General features: G+C 61.2%; 24 protein-coding genes. 9 read left to right on the top strand and 15 right to left on the bottom strand.

The genetic code is table 11. The annotated features are described in order from the left end of the window. Window position 1: 1 nt before the first annotated feature. A complete protein-coding gene (locus ACWUI7_RS03480; RefSeq protein ID WP_496640802.1) occupies window positions 2-862 on the bottom strand; it encodes a hypothetical protein in 861 nt (286 codons plus the stop codon). Window positions 863-1,188: 326 nt separating this feature from the next. Between ACWUI7_RS03480 and ACWUI7_RS03475 the strand changes: the two genes are divergently transcribed. Then, window positions 1,189-1,494: a hypothetical protein gene (locus ACWUI7_RS03475; RefSeq protein WP_496640801.1), complete on the top strand. Its 306-nt coding sequence runs from the start codon at window positions 1,189-1,191 to the stop codon at window positions 1,492-1,494. A gap of 54 nt (window positions 1,495-1,548) precedes the next feature. On the opposite strand, the gene pyrI is transcribed toward ACWUI7_RS03475, so the two are convergent. Together pyrI and pyrB are read right to left on the bottom strand one after the other, a co-directional pair. Continuing rightward, window positions 1,549-2,007, bottom strand: a complete 459-nt coding sequence (gene pyrI, locus ACWUI7_RS03470) for an aspartate carbamoyltransferase regulatory subunit (RefSeq protein ID WP_496640800.1) — start codon at window positions 2,005-2,007, stop codon at window positions 1,549-1,551. Then, the gene (gene pyrB, locus ACWUI7_RS03465; protein WP_496640799.1) at window positions 2,000-2,917 is read right to left on the bottom strand and encodes an aspartate carbamoyltransferase; all 918 of its coding nucleotides are present in this window, start codon (window positions 2,915-2,917) and stop codon (window positions 2,000-2,002) included. The genes pyrI and pyrB overlap by 8 nt, the downstream gene beginning before the upstream one ends. A gap of 114 nt (window positions 2,918-3,031) precedes the next feature. Between pyrB and ACWUI7_RS03460 the strand changes: the two genes are divergently transcribed. After that, window positions 3,032-3,349: an ASCH domain-containing protein gene (locus tag ACWUI7_RS03460; RefSeq protein ID WP_496640798.1), complete on the top strand. Its 318-nt coding sequence runs from the start codon at window positions 3,032-3,034 to the stop codon at window positions 3,347-3,349. Window positions 3,350-3,362: 13 nt separating this feature from the next. Then, window positions 3,363-3,968 carry a class I SAM-dependent methyltransferase gene (locus ACWUI7_RS03455; protein WP_496640796.1) on the top strand — a complete coding sequence of 202 codons (606 nt, stop codon included), beginning with the start codon at window positions 3,363-3,365 and terminating at the stop codon, window positions 3,966-3,968. Window positions 3,969-4,022: 54 nt separating this feature from the next. Here ACWUI7_RS03455 and ACWUI7_RS03450 read toward each other — a convergent pair whose 3' ends face one another. Continuing rightward, the gene (locus ACWUI7_RS03450; RefSeq protein ID WP_496640795.1) at window positions 4,023-4,418 is read right to left on the bottom strand and encodes a DUF7475 family protein; all 396 of its coding nucleotides are present in this window, start codon (window positions 4,416-4,418) and stop codon (window positions 4,023-4,025) included. A 392-nt stretch (window positions 4,419-4,810) separates the two neighbouring features. Here ACWUI7_RS03450 and ACWUI7_RS03445 point away from each other — a divergent pair, with 392 nt between their 5' ends. Both ACWUI7_RS03445 and ACWUI7_RS03440 read left to right on the top strand, forming a co-directional pair. After that, window positions 4,811-5,068, top strand: a complete 258-nt coding sequence (locus ACWUI7_RS03445; protein WP_496640794.1) for a type II toxin-antitoxin system HicB family antitoxin — start codon at window positions 4,811-4,813, stop codon at window positions 5,066-5,068. Window positions 5,069-5,073: 5 nt separating this feature from the next. Continuing rightward, window positions 5,074-5,202: a type II toxin-antitoxin system HicA family toxin gene (locus tag ACWUI7_RS03440; protein WP_496640793.1), complete on the top strand. Its 129-nt coding sequence runs from the start codon at window positions 5,074-5,076 to the stop codon at window positions 5,200-5,202. 381 nt (window positions 5,203-5,583) lie between these two features. Here the strand turns inward: ACWUI7_RS03440 and ACWUI7_RS03435 are convergent, their stop codons facing one another. Continuing rightward, entirely contained in the window at window positions 5,584-6,651 is a 1,068-nt protein-coding gene (locus tag ACWUI7_RS03435) for a CNNM domain-containing protein (protein WP_496640792.1), read from the bottom strand. A gap of 803 nt (window positions 6,652-7,454) precedes the next feature. Beyond that, the gene (locus ACWUI7_RS03430; protein ID WP_496640791.1) at window positions 7,455-8,714 is read right to left on the bottom strand and encodes an inorganic phosphate transporter; all 1,260 of its coding nucleotides are present in this window, start codon (window positions 8,712-8,714) and stop codon (window positions 7,455-7,457) included. A 417-nt stretch (window positions 8,715-9,131) separates the two neighbouring features. Here ACWUI7_RS03430 and ACWUI7_RS03425 point away from each other — a divergent pair, with 417 nt between their 5' ends. Beyond that, window positions 9,132-10,145, top strand: a complete 1,014-nt coding sequence (locus ACWUI7_RS03425; RefSeq protein ID WP_496640790.1) for a PrsW family intramembrane metalloprotease — start codon at window positions 9,132-9,134, stop codon at window positions 10,143-10,145. A 491-nt stretch (window positions 10,146-10,636) separates the two neighbouring features. Here the strand turns inward: ACWUI7_RS03425 and ACWUI7_RS03420 are convergent, their stop codons facing one another. The 6 genes from ACWUI7_RS03420 to gcvT all read right to left on the bottom strand — a co-directional run bounded on the left by ACWUI7_RS03420 (window position 10,637) and on the right by gcvT (window position 17,253). Further along, on the bottom strand, window positions 10,637-10,900 hold the full coding sequence (locus tag ACWUI7_RS03420) for a tyrosine-type recombinase/integrase (protein WP_496640789.1): 264 nt from the start codon (window positions 10,898-10,900) through the stop codon (window positions 10,637-10,639). Then, window positions 10,866-11,210: a site-specific integrase gene (locus tag ACWUI7_RS03415; protein WP_496641097.1), complete on the bottom strand. Its 345-nt coding sequence runs from the start codon at window positions 11,208-11,210 to the stop codon at window positions 10,866-10,868. The genes ACWUI7_RS03420 and ACWUI7_RS03415 overlap by 35 nt, the downstream gene beginning before the upstream one ends. Window positions 11,211-11,615: 405 nt before the next feature. Next, a complete protein-coding gene (locus ACWUI7_RS03410; RefSeq protein WP_496640788.1) occupies window positions 11,616-11,993 on the bottom strand; it encodes a DUF5820 family protein in 378 nt (125 codons plus the stop codon). A 37-nt stretch (window positions 11,994-12,030) separates the two neighbouring features. Then, window positions 12,031-14,217 (bottom strand): ribosome rescue protein RqcH, encoded by a 2,187-nt coding sequence (gene rqcH, locus ACWUI7_RS03405; RefSeq protein ID WP_496640787.1) that lies wholly within the window; start codon window positions 14,215-14,217, stop codon window positions 12,031-12,033. 64 nt (window positions 14,218-14,281) lie between these two features. Beyond that, complete coding sequence (locus ACWUI7_RS03400) at window positions 14,282-16,009, bottom strand: tRNA uridine(34) 5-carboxymethylaminomethyl modification radical SAM/GNAT enzyme Elp3 (protein ID WP_496640786.1); 1,728 nt, start codon at window positions 16,007-16,009, stop codon at window positions 14,282-14,284. A 68-nt stretch (window positions 16,010-16,077) separates the two neighbouring features. After that, the gene (gcvT, locus tag ACWUI7_RS03395) at window positions 16,078-17,253 is read right to left on the bottom strand and encodes a glycine cleavage system aminomethyltransferase GcvT (protein WP_496640785.1); all 1,176 of its coding nucleotides are present in this window, start codon (window positions 17,251-17,253) and stop codon (window positions 16,078-16,080) included. Window positions 17,254-17,447: 194 nt separating this feature from the next. Between gcvT and ACWUI7_RS03390 the strand changes: the two genes are divergently transcribed. Next, entirely contained in the window at window positions 17,448-18,140 is a 693-nt protein-coding gene (locus ACWUI7_RS03390; protein WP_496640783.1) for a S26 family signal peptidase, read from the top strand. 38 nt (window positions 18,141-18,178) lie between these two features. Here ACWUI7_RS03390 and ACWUI7_RS03385 read toward each other — a convergent pair whose 3' ends face one another. The 3 genes from ACWUI7_RS03385 to ACWUI7_RS03375 all read right to left on the bottom strand — a co-directional run bounded on the left by ACWUI7_RS03385 (window position 18,179) and on the right by ACWUI7_RS03375 (window position 20,410). Further along, window positions 18,179-18,748, bottom strand: coding sequence for an NYN domain-containing protein (locus ACWUI7_RS03385; RefSeq protein ID WP_496640782.1), 570 nt, complete (start codon window positions 18,746-18,748; stop codon window positions 18,179-18,181). Window positions 18,749-18,828: 80 nt separating this feature from the next. Next, window positions 18,829-19,452, bottom strand: a complete 624-nt coding sequence (locus ACWUI7_RS03380; protein ID WP_496640781.1) for a rubrerythrin family protein — start codon at window positions 19,450-19,452, stop codon at window positions 18,829-18,831. An 85-nt stretch (window positions 19,453-19,537) separates the two neighbouring features. Then, window positions 19,538-20,410: a sulfurtransferase gene (locus tag ACWUI7_RS03375; protein ID WP_496640780.1), complete on the bottom strand. Its 873-nt coding sequence runs from the start codon at window positions 20,408-20,410 to the stop codon at window positions 19,538-19,540. A 156-nt stretch (window positions 20,411-20,566) separates the two neighbouring features. On the opposite strand from ACWUI7_RS03375, the gene ACWUI7_RS03370 reads away from it, so the two are divergent. Both ACWUI7_RS03370 and ACWUI7_RS03365 read left to right on the top strand, forming a co-directional pair. Next, window positions 20,567-21,433, top strand: a complete 867-nt coding sequence (locus tag ACWUI7_RS03370) for a sulfurtransferase (RefSeq protein WP_496640779.1) — start codon at window positions 20,567-20,569, stop codon at window positions 21,431-21,433. A gap of 138 nt (window positions 21,434-21,571) precedes the next feature. Then, window positions 21,572-21,847 carry a DUF7999 family protein gene (locus tag ACWUI7_RS03365; RefSeq protein ID WP_496640778.1) on the top strand — a complete coding sequence of 92 codons (276 nt, stop codon included), beginning with the start codon at window positions 21,572-21,574 and terminating at the stop codon, window positions 21,845-21,847. Window positions 21,848-21,850: the final 3 nt, after the last annotated feature.

Here is a 21,850-nt window from a genome sequence, read left to right as displayed (position 1 = left end):
GTCAATCTGGACGATGGACAACGCCGTCTCGGGAGTCCGCGTCTTTCCGGCGGAGCGCGGCCGCCGCGTTGTTGGCGTCGTAGCCGAAAAAGACGTCTTTGGCGTACGTCTCTGCGACCTCGGTCGCGTGGATCAGTGCGTCAACGTTGACGTCGACCGCGTACAACTCGAGTGAGAAAGGGGTATCTGGCGGCGCGCCGTACATGTCGTAGTCGCCACCGAGCCGCGAGCGGAACCCACGGGCGATGGTCTCTACCCAGTACGTCGTTTCGTACGCGGTGTCGTACAGCGGCACGACGAACTCGTCGACGTGTTCGCTCAACGCGTCGACGTCGATCCCAGCGCGCGCCGCTAGGTGGTCTGGGTACGGATCGGGGTACAGCGTCAGCAGCGTCCGCCCCGGAACGCGAGACGCGGCTTCGGCGATGAACTCGGTGATCACGGCCGTGCGCCACGCGGCCCACTCGTCGTGGGCGCTCTCGTCGAACAGCCGACGACACCGGTCACAGCGGCAGTAGCCCTCACGCGGAAAGCCGACGTCGTCGAGGCGCACGTCGTCGCTCACGGCGGCACAGTCTTCGATGATCTCGAGGAGCCCCGCACGGTACTCGGGGTGGGTCGGGCAGATGTACGCCCAATCGAAGTAGTCGCGGTCGCGGGTCGCGGGTTCACCGGTCTCGTCGACTGGGACGAGGTCTGGGTTCTCGGCGGCGGCCGCGTTGTCGCCGAAACACGACACCATGTTCACCGCGTTCGGGATCGGCGCGGCCGCCCTGCCCGTCACGTCTTTGACCTCGTAGAACCCGCAGTCGAATGGGTCCATCTCGACCTCGTCGGCGTTCCGCGTCACGACCCCGTACATGGCATATGCTACGCGGTGTACTCCTAAAAACGCCGGGCTCTGTCCGGCGCGATCACGTTCGTGTGACGATACAGCCGGGACGCCGACTCACTCGATCTCTATCGGTTCTTTATCGCCCGCGAGGAGGACGTACGCGAGGACGACGAGCGAGACGGCTAGGACAAGTTTCGCTTTCGTTCCCATACACATCGATTGGTCAGCGCTTAGTAAAAGCTACCGGCCGCTCCCGAGCGGTGGCCACTCGACTGGTTGTCACGCAACTGGTGGCCGCGGTGGCTGCTCGTTCGGCGGAGCGCACAAGTGTCTCGCGCCCGTGAAATGTGTGTATGTTCGGTCAAAAACGCTGTTGTACGGCAGGCGACGACGACGCGGAACGAGCGGTTGCATCGTCGGGTGCACGCGTCGGCGCCCGAATCGGTGCCGCAGTGGGGTCGCGCGGGGGGCCGTTCGCTGCGGGCCTTGCCTCCGGACTGGGCGGTGCGACGGGCTACCTCGTCGGCGCCGTCGTCGACGACGTCGAAGCAAGTGTGAACTCGAAGACGCCGCTCCCGGACGGGGGCCGACCGGTTGCACACGACAATGGAGCTGTAGCAAGCAAAGACGGCGTGGCGATTCCCGTCACCGAGGAGTGAGGGCGCAGCGACGGCCGGTGTGTCGTCGCTGTTGGCCCCAGCATGTCCACGATCTCACACGTCGATGTGGGCGGCGATGTCTGCGCGTACCACGGCCGAGCAGTACTCACACCGGACGCCGTCGGCGATCACGGTGAACCGCGTGTCGACCGGCTCTTTGGCGTTCGTGATACAGTTTCGGTTGGGACACGAGAGCACGCCGACCACGCGCTCTGGGCGGGTCACACGGGTCTTTTCGATCACGTCGAACGCACGAACGATGTTGATCGTGGCCTCCGGTGCGATAAGCGAGAGCACGTCGACTTCCGACGGGGAGAGCTCACGCCCCTCGACTTTCACGATGTCTTTTTGTCCGAGTCGGTCAGAGGGAACGTTCATTCCGACGGAGACACTCAGCCCCTCGCTCCCGTCGATGCCCAATATTGCGAGGACGTTGAGCGCCTGTCCCCCTTGGACGTGGTCGATGACGGTACCGTTGCGGATCTTCGAGACGCGGAGTTCGTGTTCACTCATGGGTGGACTCTAACAGGGAGTCAAGCAGCGCCATCCGGACCGGGATGCCGTTGTGTGCCTGCTGGAAGTAACGGGCGTGGTCGGTTTCGTCCACGTCGGGGGCGATCTCGTCGACGCGCGGCAGCGGGTGCATCACGGTGAGGTCGTCTGCGGCCGCTTCGAGGACCGTCGCGTCGATCTGGTACTCGCCGGCGACGCGGTGGTACTCGTTCTCGTCTGGAAATCGCTCCTTTTGAATTCGCGTGACGTACAACACATCGAGTTCGGGCAGGACCGCCTCGAGGTCGTCGTGTTCACGAATCTGTGCACCCGTCTCGTGGAGGTCGAATCGGACGGACCGCGGCAGCCCGAGCGACTCGGGACTGATGAAGTGCTGGTGGGCATCGAAGTTCGTGAGCGCGGTCGCGAGCGAGTGGACCGTCCGGCCGTACTTCAGGTCACCCATCACCCCGATCGTGAGGTCGTCGAGTCCGTGCGTCTCCTGGATAGTGTAGAGGTCTAACAGCGTCTGTGAAGGGTGCTGTCCGGCACCGTCTCCGGCGTTCACCACGGGGACGTCGACGAACTCGGCGGCCATCTGTGCGGCTCCCTCGCTCGGGTGTCGCAACACCAGCGCGTCGCTGTATCCCTCGATAACGCGCACGGTGTCGGCGAGCGACTCGCCTTTCGACACCGACGAGGCGGAGACGTCACCCATGTCGATGGTGTTGATGCCGAGACGCTTTGCGGCCGCGTCAAAGCTCATCCGCGTGCGGGTGCTCGGCTCGAAAAAACAGAGCGCGAGCACCGTGCCGGCGTGGCGGTCCGCGTACGCGGCTGGGTCAGCAGCGATCGCGCGGGCCCGATCGAGCACCGCCTCGATGTCACCCCGCGAGAGCTGCGTCGCGGTGATGAGGTGGTCCTGGCGCATCGTCGAAAAGGGAGCCCGGCACGCTCTTGAATCTCCCGGCTCGGCGTCCGGGCAGCCACCTACACGGCCACCCGCGAGGCGGTGGTATATACGATTGGAGGCCCTATCTCGGCTATGAACGACACCGACGCCGACGCGTTGTTGCCGAACGATCGCGTGAAGCAGGCCGCCCTCGACGGCGACGTCACCCAACTCCACCGTGGCAACCAGTACGGCGAGGTCGGCGACACGTTCACCATAGACGACGCCACCTTCGAACTCGTCGAGGTGACAGAGCGAACGCTCGGTGACATGACTGACGCAGACGCGAACCGTGAGGGGTCGCCGTCACTCGAGGCCTACAAAGAACGGATGGTCCACGCTCACGGCGGCGAGTTCGAGTGGAACGACGGCGCCGACGTGGTTCGACACCGGTTCGAACGTGTCGCGTAGTCCTCACGCGCCGATGGTGCTCGACGATGCTGAGCGAGGAAAGCTTGATGAGTGCGACGACGACGCGTTCTACGCCGAGCCGCGGCTCGTAACCCACGTCGACGCGGGGTTCCGCCAGCGCCTCACTGCACTGTACGACGAGGTGCTCACGGCGGACGACCGGGTGTTCGACGCGATGAGCAGCCACGTCTCAAACCTGCCGAATCGACGGTTCGACCGGGTTGTGGGACACGGCATGAACGCGACAGAACTGGCCGCAAACGACCGACTCGACGAGTGGTTCGTGCAGAACCTGAACGAGACGCCCACGCTCCCGCTCGAGGACGAAGCGTTCGACGCGGTGACGTGTGCGGTGTCGGTTCAGTACCTGCAGCATCCGGAAACGGTGTTTGCGGAGTTCGCTCGTGTGCTCACACCGGGTGGGACCCTCGTGGTGAGCGTCTCTGATCGCATGTTTCCGACGAAGGCGGTCCGCGCGTGGTGGGACCGGTCGATGGACGAACGAGCCGACCTCGTCGTCGCGTACGCGGAGTCGACCGACCGGTTCGCCGAGACACGAGTCGTCACCGACCACCCCGACCGGGATCCGTTCGTCGCGATCGTTGCACAACGCGCGTAAGCCAGTCAGGTGTGGTGAACCCCTACTTGGGTATATAGAAGGATTGGTCGGCTCCTATTCGGTCGTGTAGAGGTAGAGTGAGGCGGCCGCAAGCACGACCTCTGCGGCCTTCGAGATCACCGCGCCGGGATTCACCGAGCCGCCCCGGTAGAACGCCTCGATGCTGAATCCCTGAAAGACGAACAGCGCGAGGACGGTTACGAGTGCGTATCCAGCGGCGACCACGTAGAGCTCTCGGCGCCAGTAGCCCGAGAGGTAGACGCCGATCCCACCGAGAAAGCCGAGCCCGTTCAGTGCGAACAGCACGGCGAGGAACTGGCTGAAGCCGATCACTTGGGTTGCGAGCACAAGGTGGAGGACGCCAGTCACGATCGCGGCGAGGATCGCAACGTAGCCGACCGGATTATCCGGCAGTCGCGACTCGCTCGTAGCTGTAGTTCGTGTAGCCATACGCATCACTCCACTCACGACGCACATAAAGTTGTTCGAAGACGTGACACGACTCTACACGTAGTCTGGACACACGACTTAAGTCCTCGGCTCTCTCCGCTGTTCTTTGTAGTCGGGACACGCAGTGCTGGAGCCGATCACCGGAGGGGCAGCTCGGCCAGTGGACGAAACAGACGGCACAGACGAACAACAAAGTGGTGCGCGCCTCGTGAGCGCGCTGGAGGCGCGCTCGCGGACACGCTATCGCGGTCCACGAGGCGCGCACCATCGCTGGTTGAGAAATCTGAAATCGTCAGCGTGGATACCAACTAGTAGTACACGTTGGTGCTCGTTGGTACGGTACAGACACACAGAAATCGTGTACGGGCCGAGCGCGAGCCTGATTAGAAGTAATGGCGACTACTTCGGAGAAGGACAGGGCCGATAGGGTGGAATTAACCTACGAAGGTGATCTTGTGACGGCGCGTGATGTTGAGTCAGGTGTTGCCGCATCAGGTGGGTCAAAACCAGTCGCACTCTCTAGACTTGCAGACGCGCTGACGCTCCACGCGGGGGCCGGTGAACCAATTGATGACGAGGGGTTGTTTCTCGGAGACATTGGCGTTGACCCAGACGAGGTTACGGACGCAGACAAGCCGCCGTGGGAGTAGTCCAAGTGGTCTACGCAGAGTTTGACGGCCGAGAGATGGTGAAGGCGCTCCGATCGATGCAATACCGACCGGTGGGCCGGAAAGGAAGCCACGTGAAGCTCCGATATGAACATCCAGATGCGGATGAGGTTTGAGTTGTGACTGTCCCGCTCACCGACAGTGATCAGATTTCACAAGATACGTACCGGTCGATAGCAGAGCAATGTGGAGCCGAGAATTTCGAAGCGTGGTGTGCGTGGATCGATAATCATCGGTAGCCGACAGGCTAGCAACGTGCTATCCTGGTTGAGGGTGTCACAGAACTCTTCTTACGCCTTGCTTACTGGCCCATAGTTCGGCCAATACAGGAGACTAACCTACTGGTCAAGCTACTGACTTACTTGCTATCTGTCAGGAATGCGGTGCGAGATACAGAGGTTGAACTTAGCAGTCAGCCGCCGGTGGTTTCCCATAGATTCGGATTAACCGGCCGCTCAGAGCTACTGGCCGGTTGCAAATAGTTTCATGACACGCTGTTAGTCGAGTATGTCGGGATTGTCCCGGTCAAGTGGGTCTTCGAGGTCACCGATGATCGTCTCCAGCAGGTCGGTGACGGTTACCAGCCCAACCACATCGCCGTCTTCGATGACGAGCGCAACCTCCTGCCGTTCGGCTTGGAACTGATCGATCGCATCGCTCACGTCGGTATCAGGTGAGAGTGTCATCGTCGGTGCTGCCAATTCAGTAAACGCACCGTTGCCAGCAGACAGTTCCTCACGGCGGTTGAACAGAGCCGGACTGTAGACGATGCCACGGAACTCAGTGAGGTCCGCACCGATCAGTGGATACCGCGTGTGTGGGTGCTCTTCGAGTTTCCGGAAGTTCGATTCAGGATCGTCCTCAGTAGACAGCGCCACGATCTCCTCGGGTGGAATCATGACTTCTCCCACAGACTGCTCGCCGATGGCCAAGGCGTTCATAACCTCCTCACTGCGTTCCTCGGCCAACTCACCCTCGTTGAGCACAGAGCCCAGTTCGTTTCGGAGGTCCGCACGGGTTTCGATAACTTCCTCCCCGGTTTCGGTCCACGATTGGGTCATCTTGATGCCGAATAGGCCGAGTGTCGCTTTTGCAACCGAGTCACCGACCCAGATGGCCGGGGCGAGTATTTTGGAGAACCAGTACAGTGGTCGCGCTCCGTACTGGGCGACTTGTTTAGAGCGCTCAACGCCGAGGTAGGTCGGTGTCTGTTCGCCGTGGGTGAGATGAACCAGGTTGATGAGAAGAAATCCGAGGATCGAACCAGCCCCGATCGATGCGAGAGTCGTGTTCTCGAACAGCGGTTCAAACAGGGCTGCGAGTCCGGGTTCGGCGATGATCCCCAGCGCAATACTGGTCCCAGAAATCCATACCTGACACGTCGTCAAATAAAACTCTAGGTCGTTAGTCATCTCCCAAGCGAGTTCGAGTCCAGGCGTATTGAACTCCGATTCGGGATACTGCCTGAGACGGGTCAGGGCGAATTCAATTGCAACAAAGTAGGCGTTCACCCCGATAAGGACAATACCACCAAGAATCCGTAGTCCAATCTCGAGCGGTTCCATCATCTATTGTAGTGACAGTAGACACAAAATAGTGTTCACATCAGGACAATGACGAAGGCACAAAAGGCACAGTACACAGGCACAACCGAGGCACGAGATACGCGCCCTGCGTGCAACACCAACAGACTCTCCTATTTCGTTGCTATCACAAACAGAGTGCTGAATAGAGAGGATCAAGTCAGCTTGACATCCTCCTCCGCGTAAACGCGGAGGAATCCTGAGTGTTGGAGATTTCAGGTTTGCAGTCCCACCGAGCATCCAACCAGTACGAATCTGAAGGGATGCTCATGGTCTAAGCGGGTGGGACTGCTGGGAGTGCCAAGCCCCCGGTACTCCTATCCTCGACCGCGTTCGACCCTCGTGGTTGTTTTTGCCCGGCGAGGGTCAAGTGGGCGTCAACGAACTCGGAGTTACTTTGAGTCTTCTTACAGCAGTCAACTCCAGTCGAACCCTGTGAGGGTTCGCCGGTTATTGACTGGTTCCGATTACTGTTTGATTGCTTGGGGCGGGCAGGCCGCCATCGTAGGACGAGGCAGAATCACTCTGTTCTCACCTGATTCCTATTTCTACTAACGGTTGCCCGCCAGTTGAAACTACTGATTAGAAATCTCGGGTTAGCAGTCGAACGTGGATTGCCTCCGATGTGTCAGATTCATCCTGAGCCTAAAGGGTCAGGTATTCTCCTCGATTTTTTATAACGGTCTTGATATCAAAGATGCCAACCCTACCACTCGCGCATAATTCTTGTAGATGGGCAGTCCCTCTAACCACGATTGATGTCGATGGACAGATAAGGTGTTCTCTTAGCTGAGGAGTGAAAACAAAGCATAGGATCCCACGAGTGACATCATCGGCGTGATGACCCAGAGCGCCACGATACGAGCTGTCGCTGCGGGGTCGAACAGACTTTCGGCGGACAGTTCCTCCGGGTCTTTCTCGCCAATGGTAGACACACGATCCCCGGATGCGTGCTGCCTGTCCGGGTGAGGAGACTCGCCTTCAGCGAGTTCGCCCACAGTTGGGCCTGCAGCGACCCCCTTGTTACTTTCAACTGGGTGAAGTTTGAGTGCACCGGTCGTAAACGTTGGAGCGGATTCATCGGCAGGAGACTGTGTGACTATTTCTGCGAGGGTCCGCGCTCGGCTTGCACGGCCCCACCCGAGCCCAATGATGCAACTGGTCGTACTCACGGCGAGGCTGGCTGGAATTGCGAGCCACGAGAGGACGGTGATAATCGTCGCACCCACGGTCGAAACGATGAGTGCTGCTAGAATCGGCATGTCAGTAACATCGCTGCCAACGGTCGCCAGCGTCCGCCGGGCAATCGTGAAGCCACCCACGCTGATGGCCCCGACCGCGAGGAGAATCGCCGGGCTGGGATCGAGGGAACCGTTGCCGACAAGCGGGGCGACCGCGTTCGCCGCGTTCGAGGCGCCGGCGCTGAACCCCATGTAGCAGGCAATTGCTACCACAAGCGCCGACCCGATCAGATCCCGAGGCGAGACGGTATCGTTGACCGATAGCCGTGGGAGCCTCCCCTGGGTATCGATTGCGATCAACGGGTTCGTGAGGCGTCCAAATTCGAATTTGGCGTCGAGGTGCGGATACAGATACCTGCCGATCAACGCACCTGTGAAGACGGCGATTAGTGGGGCGACGATCCATGCAGACAGGATGGTAAACATCAGTGCAGTGTTGAGCGTCCCCGTTGCCAATCCGAGTCCAACGATTGCTGCGACGGCTGTCATCGAGGTTGACGCCGGGACGCCGTAGAGGTTCGATATCAGGAGTGCGAGCCCGGTAAAAAAGAGGACGCCAACGCTCGCTGCGGGTGTAAAGGCTGCTGCATCGACGATTTCGGTACTCATCGTCGTGATGACCTTCCGCCCAATCGTCCACGCTCCGAGGAATGCGAACACGGTAAATAAGGCTCCGGCGGTGACTTTTCTGACGGCCCGGCTGCCGACTGCCGGACCGAAGGCAACACCGGTTGATGACCCGCCGATATTGTACCCGACGAATACCGCCACCAGCAAACCTACGAGAATTAGCAATTCTGCCACGTGAGTGTGATTAGTTCGCACGCGAAAAATAGTGCCGTTTCGCTGCGAAACTGTTGGCTACGACTGATAGACACAGTAAGACGGAGATTTAGCACTTCACAACGGAACTCGCATAGTCCCTACCGATTCGTCTCCACACGGGTTGCTCAAAGATCAGTGACCGATATGCGCGCTGTATTCAGCAGCGCCTCTGAGATTTCTTCAGCTTCTGACGAAAACCACGTGCGAGATACAGAGGTTATAGTCAGCACGACAACATCACTCTGTCACTGTATGAATAACATTTGATTAACTGAGACAAGCTGTGGTTTGATGTCCAGCCAGAACGTATCGATAATTAGTATTCCAGCTAGCATCGATTGATGTGTTCATTCCGTTCTGTGCTAAAAAAGTGAACTACCCTCTGACAGGAACGATATGCAAGACGTAGAAGAAGAGACAGATCCTGTCGAGGCAGCGAATGACGAGCGGGACCTCTACGAGATCTCAACGTGGGAGCGGCGGTCCCTCCTCGATAGCGCCTCGGTCGCAGTCTACTGGTTGGCGGTTCGTACTGGCCAGGTTCTTTTGATCCTGCTCACACTATTGATCTTCTTTGCTGTCGGCGGACTCAGTATTCTGAGGCAGCCCTTAATTGGCGTGCTAGCAATCCTTTCTGCTCTCCCCGCGCTGGCATTGGCGGGATACGTCTGGTACAGCGATGTAACGTCTAACGAACCGCTGTCGCTGCTCGCGGCTACCTTCATACTTGGCGTACTCACCGCAGGGTTTGCTGCCGTTCTCAATAGCTTGTTTCAGCCGGTTTTCACGACGCTCGGTGGGATCGGGATGGTTCTGTTTTTTTACCTCATCGTGGGTCCCGTGGAAGAGTCAGTGAAGCTCCTCGCTGTCCGACTCTATGCGTATAACGACGCTCGGTTCGCCGCGGTTATCGATGGTGCAGTGTACGGCGCTGTCGCCGGACTCGGATTCGCTACCATCGAAAACGCGATCTACATTAGTGGAGCAGTCGGAGAAATCAGTGGGCTTTCTCTCGGCTTGGACCTGATCGGTATCGGTGGAGATATCACTGCGACCCGTGCATTAGCCGGGCCCGGGCACGTCGTCTACTCGGCGTTCGCCGGCTATTACCTTGGGTTAGCAAAGTTTAATGTTGAGAACCGCGGCCCGATCATCGTCAAAGGCCTCATAATCGCTGCGCTAATCCACGCAACCTACAACGCTACGGTCGGAATCGGAAGCGAGTTGATTCAGACCGTGACAGGTCTCTCCCAACTTCCCGCGTTCTTCATCTATGTTCTACTGTATGTCGGGGGCTTTGGCTACCTGCTCTACCGAAAAATCCAGCAGTACAATAGCGCTTACCAGGTGCCGCATTCGAGCGAGACTACCGAGAGCGATGAATCGATGATCGATGCCGAGACTGAGTGACTGGCTGTTCTGTCGCTTACTCATCAGTCTCGTTCTCCCACCAGACACCGTGTTGAATACGCGCTCTGTATTCAGCAGCACCTTTGCCACCTACTCAGTCCCTGTCAATAACGGTGTGACCGATACAGAGTGTGTAGTCAGCACAAGAAATGCGTTATTTTCTCCAAATGTGTTCTGAATCAACTGATAGAATTCGCTTGCGTACGTATACCCTTATGCGAACTAACGTAGAGGGTTACGGTATGACGAACAATGGCCTAGAGACAGTACTACTGACGGGCCTTGGTCTTCTCTTGCTCATATATGGTGTAGCCCAATGGACGAATGTTTTCACGTACACTCCTCCTGCTATTGTTTACTTCATCGCAGGTGTTGTTCTCCTGCTGTGGGGTGTATCACTTAATCGACGATCGTGACAGAGCTTAGCTGTACTGAGCGATCACTCCCCTCCACAGACCAACCTCGGTTCGTATCACACTCGCGCCCTATATTCAGCACAGCTGCAAAAACATATCACCCGCTGAGGATTTCAACAGAGCCTCTGTCTTGTTTTTGAGCTGCGTTCCCGTCTCGGGGCGGTGGTGGAGTTGGAGATACTGCTCCTCTCGGTCGTAGTCTTCTACATCGAGACTGTATGCGGCCCCGATTCGGATGCCGGTATGCCACAGAACCTCGATGAGCGCGTGTGTTCGAGTCGCAAACTCGAATTGGCGGAGATACTCAAGCAGTTGCTTTGCCGCCTCCTCGCTGAGCATCCCGGTCCTCGGTCTTCCCGAGAGAGGGCAACAATATTTTGTCGTGTGTCCCACTCGCTACCGCGTCGATGTTTTCGCACCACTTGACGAAGACACGAATGGTCGATAACTGAGTGACCATCGTGACGTTGTTGAGGTCACCGTCATCGCGCCGCCGCATTTTGTATCGTTGTAAGTCACGCCCCGTCAGTTCGTTCAAATTGTCTATCTCTGCGACCTCATCGCACCACCGGACAAAGTGCTTGAGACGGTAGTGATGGGCTTGAATCCTACTCTCTGAGACTTCGCTCTCACGCTGAGAGAGGTACATTTCTTTCGCTTCTGCCGGACGCATCGGTTCGAGTTTGTCTGTGGTCAAGGATTGCTCCGCTAATTCCCATATGCGCACCTCCGATTGCTCGCCGCAATGAGCGATGGAGTGATAGGCCTAATTGCCTGATCCGTTGCGTTTCAGGCGCTCTCGTCCACGGTTTTAAATCCGTGTTGGCCCACCTACAGCGTCCACGGTCCTTGGCCGTGGCGTGTTAGAGGCTGATTACTCCCCAGCCACCTAACTTCGATCCTACTGCTCCGAGAGAACTATCAATTGCCAGTGTCGTCTGATTCGGCAGTTCCACAGGCGGAGCAGGTCAAGTGCTTCGGGGTCGGACGGAAATCGTCGAGTTCCGTGATGGCGGGACGCTCCACGTCTCGAACCACTTGATCCCGAGACAGTTCACCCCACGTACTCGTCGAGTCGCTCGAAGTACGCCTCACGCGGAACCTGGTACTCCTCGCGGTAGTCGACACCGCCGTCGACAAACTGTCCGGCGACGTCGATGGCTCCTGCGGCTCCCTGCTCGCGCGTCTCGTGTGTCTCGGCGACCGCTTCGATCTCTGGCTCCAGGTATAATACGACGTGCCACTCGTCGGTGGCGTACTGACCGGCACCCGGCCGCTTGCGGCGCGACCCGTTCGTCAGGTAGATCGTCGGGAGACACGCCGGCGGGAGGTCGTCGCCACCGAACACGTCGGGGCGATACACGAGGATCGCGCGGCCACTCGGCTCCTCGTTCCACACCCGCCAGCCGTCCGGGAGCGTCTCAAAGCTCATACCCTGTCTCCGAGGCGGACGAACGAAAGCCTCGCGCTCACTCGACGATATCGGAGCCGCCCGATGGGAGAAACTCCTGTAACTGGTCTGCACTCGCCACCTTCCGCACGAACGACTGGTCTGTGAACCGCGACTTCAGCTCGCGGTACACCATCATCGCGGCGTCGTTCTGGGCATACATTCCAGGCTCCAGCATGACCGTCGTGACAGCGCGGTCATCGATCGCCGATGGCGGCCCCCCGATTGCACGAGTGACTGGCGCACACTGGACGCCGATCGCAACCCGACACGGCACGTCCTCAAAGTACGTGCGGTCACCACGAACGACGAAGCTTCCCTTCTCTATGTACTCGCCGCTTTCTGGCGTCTTCGACACCTGGTCGGGCGACACCATGTACGCGTCGCCCGCGCCGCGGCCGTCCTTCCAGTCCGAAGAGTACGACACCGCGAACTGGGCCGCCTCACGGAGGGTCGCCTCGTCGAAGTCAACGGGCTCCGGGGACTCGGATGGACCTGCCGCCTTCAGGATCGTCACCGGCCCGCCGTGTGCCTGGGTGTGGAAAAAGCGGTCGTGTGGGCCCATGTACTTCTTGACAATTGCCTCGTTCTGGTCGGCGTTTCGCCCACCGATAACCAGGTACCCTGATGAAGTGTGGAACCAGCGGAACTGCTCGTACCAATCCTCTGGTGCTCGAATCGGGATCGACGCCCGGGAGAGCCAGTCGACCGTCGACTCTGCTAGCTCCTCTTCGTTGTCAACCGCCGAATCACCCCCGCCACCCGGGCCCTCGTCGCCATCGTCGGCCTCCCACGCAGCTTTTCGTGCTGTTACCGCCTCGAGCTCCTGGCGCGTCGACTCGATCGCCTCCTCAGCGCCGGCTTTCTTTTCTTCGATCCGTTTCGCCTCGCGGTAGAGCCGATCTGCGTTCACTTCGACACCATCCGTGGCCTCGAGTTCGACCCGGGTTCCGTCATCTGCCAGTTCGACGGTAACCGTCCCCGCGCTGGCGTCGACGTCGACGACCGCCTCGGCCGCCGGAATACCCCGGTCGGCTCCCGCCGCCAGCGTGGACTCGATCTCCGCCCACGACACGTCGTCTTCGCGGGCCGTCTGAACCGTCGAGAGCACCTCGTCGACGAGATCGTAGTGCGCGTAGAGGCGTTCGGCGCGCTCACGCTCCGCTGCGGCCCGTTCTTCGAATCCCTCGATTGCGCCCTGTTGTTGCTCGATGATCCGCTTCTGTTTGGCAATCTCGGCCTCGAAGTCCGGTCGGGAAGGGGCGGCGTCTGCCGGTGGCTCGTCTGCGGCCTCACTGGTACGATCGAGCCGGTAGAAGTACTCGTCGACTGCGGCATTGAACGAGTCGAACCCGACGCTCGGAAGGTCCTCGTGTTCTGCCAGCGGAAACGGGGTGACGTCGACGACGGGTCGATCGCCGTCGACAGCGTCCTCGGTGTCGGCCTCAGATTCAAGCGGCTCCTCGTAGATGCGTGGGTCGAAGTCGCCGGCGCGCAGTCGTGTGCCGATCCGGTCGAGGGCATCATGGAGCGCACGGTATACCGACTCGTCGGCCTCTGCGATCGACAGCTCCTTTTCGACGCCCGCACGCGAACACACCTCCTCGGCGTAGAGTCCGCCGAGGTTGAGCTGGGTGGCGAGCGTTCGGACGACGTCCGTATCGGAGTCGTCCATGTGGCGGGCGAACGTCTCGTAACCGACCGTCAGTGGATTGAGCCGCGAGGCCGGATATTCGTACTGTGAGCCCGGGGCGATCGTGCGTGATTTGAGCCGCACCGTCGACAGCGACCCGACGACCTCGCCGGTCTCGTCGAGCGCGGCGACGTTGCCCTGCCCGAACAGCTCCGCGACGAGCGTCGTGTTCTCGTCGTCCCGTTCGAACTCAAAGGTGAGGATCCGGTCGAACTCGTACTGTGTGACACCGGCAAAATCCGCCCCAGAGAGCCGGTTTCGGAGCATCTTCGCGAAGTTCGGCGGGCGCCCGGGCGCGTCCGCGACGTGGTCTTGGTCGGCGACGTGCGCCCGCTTCACTTCGCCGACTTCGATCAACAGCTCGACCCGCCCGCGGTCGAAGTCGCGGAGCTTCAGCCGGATGAGATCCTCGTCATAGCGGTACGCCTTGTCGACTTTTGCGCCCTCGTACCGACCAAGTTCGGTGACGAGCGCGCGTAGATCGACACTCGAAAGCTCCCGCTTCGCGTCCATACGCGTCACACACGGGGGCTACGAAAAGGCGTGTCGTTGTGGCTCGTGTGTTGGCGCCCCCGACTCACAGCCGCTTCGAGACGTACGGGCCGTCCTGGTGGTAGCCGAGCTTTCGTCGGTAGTACTCGCGGGCGCCGATGCCAGAGATGATAGCCATCTTGCGGTAGCCTGCCTCACGCGCGAGCGACTCGGCGCGTTCTATTAGCCGGCGGCCGTATCCCTGATGCTGCCAGTCGCCGTCGCCGCCGAGTGTGGCCTCGCTCCCGTAGACGTGAAGCTCGCGGATCAGTGCCGCGTCTTCGAGTTCGTGTCGGATTGCGTCGGACTCTGTTCCGGGTGCACCCGGCTGGTCGTCCGCAAACGACGGGAACCGGAGCCGACAGAAGCCGACGAGAAGGTCCCGAACAGGGTCTTCGAACGAGAGGAAGTGCTCGGTACCGCCCGCGGCCTCGTAGGTGAGCACATCGAGTTCGACGTCGTCAGGCTCGGGCGTCTCATCGTTGTGACCGACCTCGCGGGCTCGGATATCACGCTGGGTGATCCCCTTCGTCTCGGCGCGTTCGTCGGCCAGCTGGCGGAGGTTCGACTTCTGGACGCCGGCGTCGATGAAGTCCGCGGGGATATCACGCTGGACGCGCTGGAGTCTGGTATACTTCGGAATATATGCCATGACCTCGGCGACGAGGTCCGCCGCCTCCTCGCTTGTGAGTGGGTCGAAGTCGCCGCGGTGCCATCGGTCGAACACGCGCGTCCCCTCAACGACGAGCGTCGGGTAGATCTTGAGGTAGTCCGGCCGCCAGTCGGGGTTCTCGAACAGCTGGCGGAAGTCTTCGAGACACATCTCCCGGGTCATCCCCGGCTGGCCGGGCATCATGTGGAATCCCACCTTGAACGCGGCGTCCCTGAGCCGCCGGTTGGCATCCCGTGAGGCCTCGTTGCCGTGTCCGCGGTGCATCTCTCGATTGATACGCTCATAGGTGGTCTGGACGCCGACTTCGACTTTGGTGCCGCCGAGGTCCAGCATGCGGTCGATCTGTTCGGGATCACACCAGTCAGGCTTCGTCTCGAACGTGGTCCCGATGTTCCGAATCGCGTTGGTCTCGTTCTTTGCTATCACGTCTTCGAGGTACTCGAACTCAGTCTCCTCGGGGCTCGGGGCGAACGAGACGCCCTCTGCAGGCTCGGGCTCTGCGTCGAGATCGTAGTCGTTCATCGCCTGGAGGGCACGCTTGACGAACCACTCCTGATAATCGTGTGAGCGCGCGGTCATCGTTCCCCCCATGAGGATCAACTCGACTTTGTCGACAGGGTGACCGATCTTCCGGTACTGCTCAAGTCGCAGTGTCACTTGGCCGTACGGGTCGTAGTCGTTCTGCTTGCCGCGGGCGGCAGCCGGCTCGTGGCCCGTGTACGACTGTGCCGAAGAGAACTCCGAGGCGGGACCGCCAGGACAGTAGAGACACTTACCGTGCGGACAAAGCTTCGGCGAGGTCATGATCGCGACCGGCGAGACGCCGGAGGCCGTCCGAACCGGCTTGCGGCGTACGACCTCAATTACCTCCTCACGCGCTTCCGACGGGGCGTGGTCAAGGATATCCGTGTTCTTCGGGACGCGTGAGGCAGAGAACGTGCTGCAGGCGTCGAGCTTGGCCGACTCGAGGTCGTCGCGGTCGATCTCTCCGGCGAGAATCCGGTCGACCAGCGCCTCACAGGTCTTCGCGAACGCGCTCGAATCGGCCGTCTCGTCGGTCTCGGAGCCGGACGTCGCGTCGCTCGGCGCATTGGTACTCATTGCAGTACGATGCGGGACTTCGAATGTTAAGCGTGTCGGGGACAGCCGAGCGCCCGACACATGACCAACTACCGGTCGAGAAACGGTGGCGCGGTGATGGCTGCCTGTTTTGGATCACCGCGGACGACGACTGCCACGTCGGTTCCCGGTTCGGCGTGGGTCGCTTCTAGGTACCCTAATCCGATGGGCTCTCCGAGCGTCGGACTCATCGTTCCGGAAGTGAGCGTGCCGATCCGGGTCCCGTCGCCGTCGGTGATGCCGTAGCCCGCCCGCGGCACCCCGCGATCGCGAAGTCGGATACCAGTGAACGTCTCTGTCGGCCCGTCTCCGTCGGCTCGTGCCGCCGCCAGGGCGTCCCGACCGACGAACAGCGTGTCGAGGTCGACGACAAAGCCAATACCGGCCTCATACGGGGTTCGAGGCTCGTCGTCGGGGTCGAAGTCCTGTCCGGAGAGGAGGAATCCCATCTCCATCCGAAGTGTGTCGCGCGCACCGAGCCCGCACGGCTGGGCGTCGAACGCGTTCCACACGGCCTTCACCTCGGCTGCGGGACACACGATCTCGAAGCCATCTTCGCCGGTGTACCCCGTGCGGGCCACCCAGCTCGGTACGTCCGCGACCGGCGCAACGGTTGCCTGAAACGGTGACAGCGAGTCGACCGACACCGCAGCGCCCTCGGTAGTGATCGCCCGTTCCATCGCGTCCACCGCCGCCGGCCCTTGGACGGCTACCATCGCCCACGCGTCCGTGGTGTTCGCGACTGTCGCATCGAAGTCGTTCGCATCGCGGTGGTCAACCCAGCGAGCCAACATCTCGGTGTCGTGTCCGGCGTTCGGCACGAACAGGTACGCCGGATCGCCGCTCGGCTCGCGCAGGTCGGCTTCGAGACTCGAAAGCGCCGCGCTCGCCGTGCCAGCCTCAATGCCGTCGGGAAGTCGGTACACCACGGTGTCGTCGAGGAGCATACCGTCGTCGGTCGTGATCCCTGCGTACTGTGCATCGCCTGGTTCGAGCGCCGCCACGTCGTTCGTGGTCAGTCGGTTCATCAAGGCGGTCGCGTCGGGTCCCGACACCTCGATTTCACTCATGTGTGAGACGTCGAAGATCCCGACCGTCTCGCGGACGGCGGCGTGCTCTTCGCGGATCGAGTCGTACTGAACCGGCATCTGCCAGCCGCCGAAGTCCGTGAACCTCGCGCCGCGATCCTCGTGAACGTCGTACAGTGGCGGGAGTCGGTCGGTCACGATCGGAACACACCGAGCCGGGTCTAATGTCTTGTGACACGAGACCGCGGCGCACAGCAGAGAGCCGTCTCCGCGCACGGGCGGATACGGCCGACGCACGCCTGCCCTCCGGCGTCGACACCACTCTCGTTCGACGGAGTGGCCGAGACGATACTGTCGACACGCTCAAGGTCGATCCTGTCTGGTGTCTGAACGTGTCTCGTCGCGTTCGCGCTCGACTCGGCCCCGTCCGCGTCGTGGTGCTCATCGCGCTCGTCCTCATGGTAGTGACCGGGACCTGGCCGCCGCTCGTCGCCGTCGAAAGCAGTAGTATGGCGCCGTCAGTTGAGCGCGGAGACCTCGTCATCGTCACAGCAACCGACCGATTCCCATGGGAAGAACCGATAGGGAGTGACCCGCTCAACGACACCCGCACTACCCCTCCAGAGCGGCTCGGTGGTGCGGGCGATGTCGTCGTGTTTACCTCTCCTGTCGACCCGGGCCGCCCGATCCTTCACCGCGTTGCATTCCACGTCTCGGCGGGCGAAGACTGGACGAAACGCGGTAACCCCGCAATGGTTGATGAGACGTGTGATGACCTCGGCACCTGTCCAGCGCCGTACGATGGATATGTGACGTACGGTGACGCAAACGACCGATACGACCAAAGCGTGGGAATCGCACCCGTCGTCCGCGAGGAGTTGATCCACGCCAAAGCCCTCGTGGCGATTCCGGCGGTCGGCCACCTGCGACTCGCCGTAGACACTGCGGTCGACCGCTATGGACTGGTCCTCACAACGGTGCTCGTCGCTGTCATCGTCTCTGTTGCCAGTGGAGTGCTCGCGTTCTTCGTCGGCCGGCTTCGAGATAGATGGCGCCACCGTATGGACCATCGAGAGAGCGAGTGAATCGACTCGCTGGACGCCTCGTTGTCTGCGGCCTGCACTCACCCGCCGGCCGCTGACCCCTCACCGCCACCACGGGTCGCGGTCGTCTCCTCCTCGGTCGCGGCTCCGGTTTTGGGTGCGTTTCCCCGCTCGCTCCCGTTTCCCTCCGAACTCGATCCATCCGCCGATGTCTCGTCGCCGAGTGTCACCGAGTCGGTTGCGGCGTTACGCAGAGCGTCGGACCGGCCTCGCTCGCCTGGAGCGATCGCAAGCGTCCGGATCCCGTAGCCGTTTGCCGTCTCGACAACGGGTTTGAAATCAGTATCCCGCGAGGCGATCGCCAGTGTCGTCATGCGGGATTCGGCGGCGAACCGGGCGGCATCGACCGCGAGTTTCACGTCGACGTCGCCACTCGTCACCACGACCTCGAACCCGCGCGCCTCGGCCGCCTGGATCAGTCCCGGCGTGGCGTGCTCGTCGAGATACAGCCGCGCCGTCACGAGCGGCCCCTCAGCACGGGCGGCTTCGCGGACGTCGTCGAGATCAACGTCGAACTCGTCGCGCAGCACGTTCGGTCCGTCGACGAACAGCGCGACGCCGTGTTGGGTGTCTCGGCTCTCGGTCTCCATACACATCGATACGCAGGCATCGCGGAAAGTCGTGCTGATCTGTACAGTGAGGGTATCCACCGAGGCCATCGGGCTCGGGCTCAGCAAACGGGCTTTGGATTGATCCCGAGTGACTCGAGTTCGTCTGTGTACGACGCGTAGGCGACCTCGAGTGCCCCACTCGCGGCTTCTGCAGCGCGTTCGTACGCTACATCGTCGTCACACACGTCGTCGAGACACGAACGCGCCCGAGCAAGTTGTGCGTCGAGGTCGTCGCCCATCTCGCGAAACAGGCTCGCCGTTTGTGGATCGGCGTTCCCGACGAAGAAGCCGGTTATCTGCGTCTTCGACCCCTCGGCGGCGAGGGTACGACCGATGAACCCCCCGAGTCGTTCGATAGTCTCCTCGCGGTCCCGGAGGTACGACTGTATCGGGGGTACCGGTCCCGGCTCGTGTGCGTCGAGTTCGGCCGTCACGCGCTCGTAGTGGGAGCGCTCCTCTGCCGCCGTGGTGGCGAACGCCTCGGCGACGGTCCCCGTCTCCGTCTCGGCCCACGAGTCGTACGTCGCTGCGGCGTGATACTCGGCGGTCGCCGCAGCGTCGAGGACCGCCGTGGACTCCATTTCCCCGCCGGTGTCGGCGAATAGTGACTTCGAGGAACCCAACCTGGAGAGTTCGGTCTCGTTCATCTCCCGAATCGTCTGTATACACGCGTTTGCGTCCATCGGTAGGTTCTCTTTGGTGTGCTGTCGTACTTGATGATCGGGGTTGTCTACACTCCCGTTCGATTCTCAAGGCCTCGCTCGTCCCTCACTCGGCCTCGCCTGTCTCCACCGGCGCACCAACCAAATTCCCCCACTCGGTCCAGGATCCGTCGTAGTTGACCGTGTCGTCGTAGCCCAACAACTCGTGGAGGGCGAACCACGCGACTGACGACCGCTCGCCGATCCGACAGTACGCAACTGTCGTTTCCTCGCCGTCGATGCCGTACCCCGCGTAGAGCTCACTGAGCTCGTCGGCTGTTTTGAACGTACCATCGTTGTTCGTGACGGCCGCCCACGAGACGTTCTGTGCGCCTGGAATATGTCCGCCGCGCTGTGCGGTCTCGTTGAGTCCCGGCGGAGCGAGTACCTCACCGCGGAACTCCTCCGGCGAGCGGACGTCAACGAGCGGGAGTCCACGGTCGATCGCGTTCTCCACGTCGTCGCGATACGCGCGGATCGACTCGCGCGGACCCGACGCCTCGTACGTGACCGAGGACGGCTCCGGTACCGCTTCGGTGGTCGGGTAGTCGTTGTCCAACCAGTACTCGCGACCGCCGTCGAGCAGCCGGACGTCGTCGTGTCCGTAGTATTTGAACTGCCAGTAGGTGTAGGCCGCAAACCAGTTGGCGTTGTCTCCGTACAATACGACCGTCGAGTCCTCAGTGATGCCGTGTGCGCCGAGCAGCGCCTCGAAATCGGCCTTCGCGAGAACGTCTCGCGTCTGTTGATCTTGGAGGTCAGTCTCCCAGTTGAAGCCGATAGCACCCGGTGCGTGTTCGTCGTCGTACGCCTCGGTGTCGACGTCGACCTCAACGAGCCGATGGTCGGGGTCGTCGCGCTCGAACTCGTCGAGTCGGTCCGCAACCCAGTCGGCGTCGACGAGCACGTCATTCGCGTACTCAGAGTCAGGTTCACTCATGCATCCACGTCTACACCCGGTGACGGTATAACGGCGGTTCTCACGGCACAGTCGGCCGCTCCTCTCTCGTGCCGGCAACATCTGCGTGAGTCGATGAGCAGGGGCGGGCGTTGACGGAACCCGAGTGGACACGACCGGTGCCGTGGTCGTACCGGTATGAACGACCGACTCGTAGCTGTCCACTGGCTCGCGGACCGGCTCGGGGAACCCGACGTCGTCGTGGTCGACGTGCGTGACGCTTGGGAGTACGACGGCATCGGCCACGTTCCAGGGGCGGTCTCCGTCCCGTTCGACTCGTTTCGGGCAGACGAGCCGGCCGCCGGCGAGGCCGGGATGCTCCCCGGCGCGGACACGTTCGCCCGGCTCGCCGACGAGGCTGGTATCGGCCCCGCTGACCACGTCGTCGCGTACGACGACACTCACGGCGTCTTCGCCGCCCGATTCCTCGTCACGGCCGAGTTGTACGGCCACGACCCGTCGCGGCTCCACCTCCTCGACGGCGACTACTCAGTCTGGAGTCGTACCCAGCAGACGACACGGTCGACCACCGCGTCCGACGAGGCGAGTCGCACGTCGAGTGTGACCTACCCCGCGTCGTTTCGTGGAGGCGGTCCGCTCGTCGACCGCGAGATCGTGTCAGCCGCGGTCGACGACCCCGAAACAACCCTCGTCGACACGCGTACACCCGACGAGTACGCAACCGGCCACCTCCCGGGGGCCGTACAGTTGAACTGGCGAGCGCTCGTCGACACCGACTCCCGAACCGTCCGCCCGGTAGCCGAGCTGCGCTCGATCCTCGCCGAACGAGGAATCGACGCGAGTCGACGCGTGATCCTTTACTGTAACACCGCGCGTCGGATAAGTCACACGTACGTGCTGCTCAGAGCCCTTGAGTACGCCGACGTCGGATTCTACGAGGGAAGTCTCACCGAGTGGCGCCGAGCCGGCGGGCCAGTCGCGACGAATGTAGACGCCGAGGAATCACCGAGTGGTGACGCCGCAGACGACCAGCGACCGCCGTGATCGACCGTGGCCATCCCAGCGAGTAAGCGTGAGTATCGGCTCTTCGCGAGTGATCCTTATACTGATCGTATCGCCTTGGATGGTATCGAGTGTTGATACGGAGGTTTCAAATACGTATTTCCACTAATTAAGGACAAGATGTCGAAGATGAACACTTACACCGTTGTTTCCGAACAGAACGATCACAATCACACCGCAGTACGTGCACATCCACGCAACGAGACGTTCCACATCGTCGACTACGCCGACGGCACCGCCCGCGAACGGCTCGGTGCGGTCCCCGCTGGCTGTGTCGTTCAGCTAGAACTCTCACGGGCTGGCCGTCGGAGCAACGTCTGGTGTGCCGAGTCCGTCCACGTCACAGAGACCGAAGGCGTCGACGCGACCGAGGTAGACTCGTCCTCGGCCGCCTAACGC

The sequence above is a fragment of the Halorubrum orientale genome, assembly GCF_059623105.1.
The sequence above is the reverse complement of the archived record's forward strand: the minus strand, read 5'-3'. Positions and strand labels throughout refer to the sequence as shown.

Excerpts from the sequence above, each read along its gene's own strand:
- ACWUI7_RS03385 (WP_496640782.1), bottom strand. The coding sequence starts at position 18,748 with ATGGAGACCGAGAGCCGAGACACCCAACACGGCGTCGCGCTGTTCGTC.
- ACWUI7_RS03420 (WP_496640789.1), bottom strand. The coding sequence starts at position 10,900 with ATGCTCAGCGAGGAGGCGGCAAAGCAACTGCTTGAGTATCTCCGCCAA.
- pyrB (WP_496640799.1), bottom strand. The coding sequence starts at position 2,917 with ATGCGCCAGGACCACCTCATCACCGCGACGCAGCTCTCGCGGGGTGAC.
- ACWUI7_RS03450 (WP_496640795.1), bottom strand. The coding sequence starts at position 4,418 with ATGGCTACACGAACTACAGCTACGAGCGAGTCGCGACTGCCGGATAAT.
- ACWUI7_RS03475 (WP_496640801.1), top strand. The coding sequence starts at position 1,189 with ATGTTCGGTCAAAAACGCTGTTGTACGGCAGGCGACGACGACGCGGAA.
- ACWUI7_RS03370 (WP_496640779.1), top strand. The coding sequence starts at position 20,567 with ATGAACGACCGACTCGTAGCTGTCCACTGGCTCGCGGACCGGCTCGGG.
- rqcH (WP_496640787.1), bottom strand. The coding sequence starts at position 14,217 with ATGGACGCGAAGCGGGAGCTTTCGAGTGTCGATCTACGCGCGCTCGTC.
- ACWUI7_RS03460 (WP_496640798.1), top strand. The coding sequence starts at position 3,032 with ATGAACGACACCGACGCCGACGCGTTGTTGCCGAACGATCGCGTGAAG.
- ACWUI7_RS03375 (WP_496640780.1), bottom strand. The coding sequence starts at position 20,410 with ATGAGTGAACCTGACTCTGAGTACGCGAATGACGTGCTCGTCGACGCC.
- ACWUI7_RS03415 (WP_496641097.1), bottom strand. The coding sequence starts at position 11,210 with ATGTACCTCTCTCAGCGTGAGAGCGAAGTCTCAGAGAGTAGGATTCAA.
- ACWUI7_RS03455 (WP_496640796.1), top strand. The coding sequence starts at position 3,363 with ATGGTGCTCGACGATGCTGAGCGAGGAAAGCTTGATGAGTGCGACGAC.
- ACWUI7_RS03480 (WP_496640802.1), bottom strand. The coding sequence starts at position 862 with ATGTACGGGGTCGTGACGCGGAACGCCGACGAGGTCGAGATGGACCCA.
- ACWUI7_RS03445 (WP_496640794.1), top strand. The coding sequence starts at position 4,811 with ATGGCGACTACTTCGGAGAAGGACAGGGCCGATAGGGTGGAATTAACC.
- pyrI (WP_496640800.1), bottom strand. The coding sequence starts at position 2,007 with ATGAGTGAACACGAACTCCGCGTCTCGAAGATCCGCAACGGTACCGTC.
- ACWUI7_RS03425 (WP_496640790.1), top strand. The coding sequence starts at position 9,132 with ATGCAAGACGTAGAAGAAGAGACAGATCCTGTCGAGGCAGCGAATGAC.
- ACWUI7_RS03365 (WP_496640778.1), top strand. The coding sequence starts at position 21,572 with ATGTCGAAGATGAACACTTACACCGTTGTTTCCGAACAGAACGATCAC.
- ACWUI7_RS03400 (WP_496640786.1), bottom strand. The coding sequence starts at position 16,009 with ATGAGTACCAATGCGCCGAGCGACGCGACGTCCGGCTCCGAGACCGAC.
- ACWUI7_RS03435 (WP_496640792.1), bottom strand. The coding sequence starts at position 6,651 with ATGGAACCGCTCGAGATTGGACTACGGATTCTTGGTGGTATTGTCCTT.
- ACWUI7_RS03410 (WP_496640788.1), bottom strand. The coding sequence starts at position 11,993 with ATGAGCTTTGAGACGCTCCCGGACGGCTGGCGGGTGTGGAACGAGGAG.
- ACWUI7_RS03380 (WP_496640781.1), bottom strand. The coding sequence starts at position 19,452 with ATGGACGCAAACGCGTGTATACAGACGATTCGGGAGATGAACGAGACC.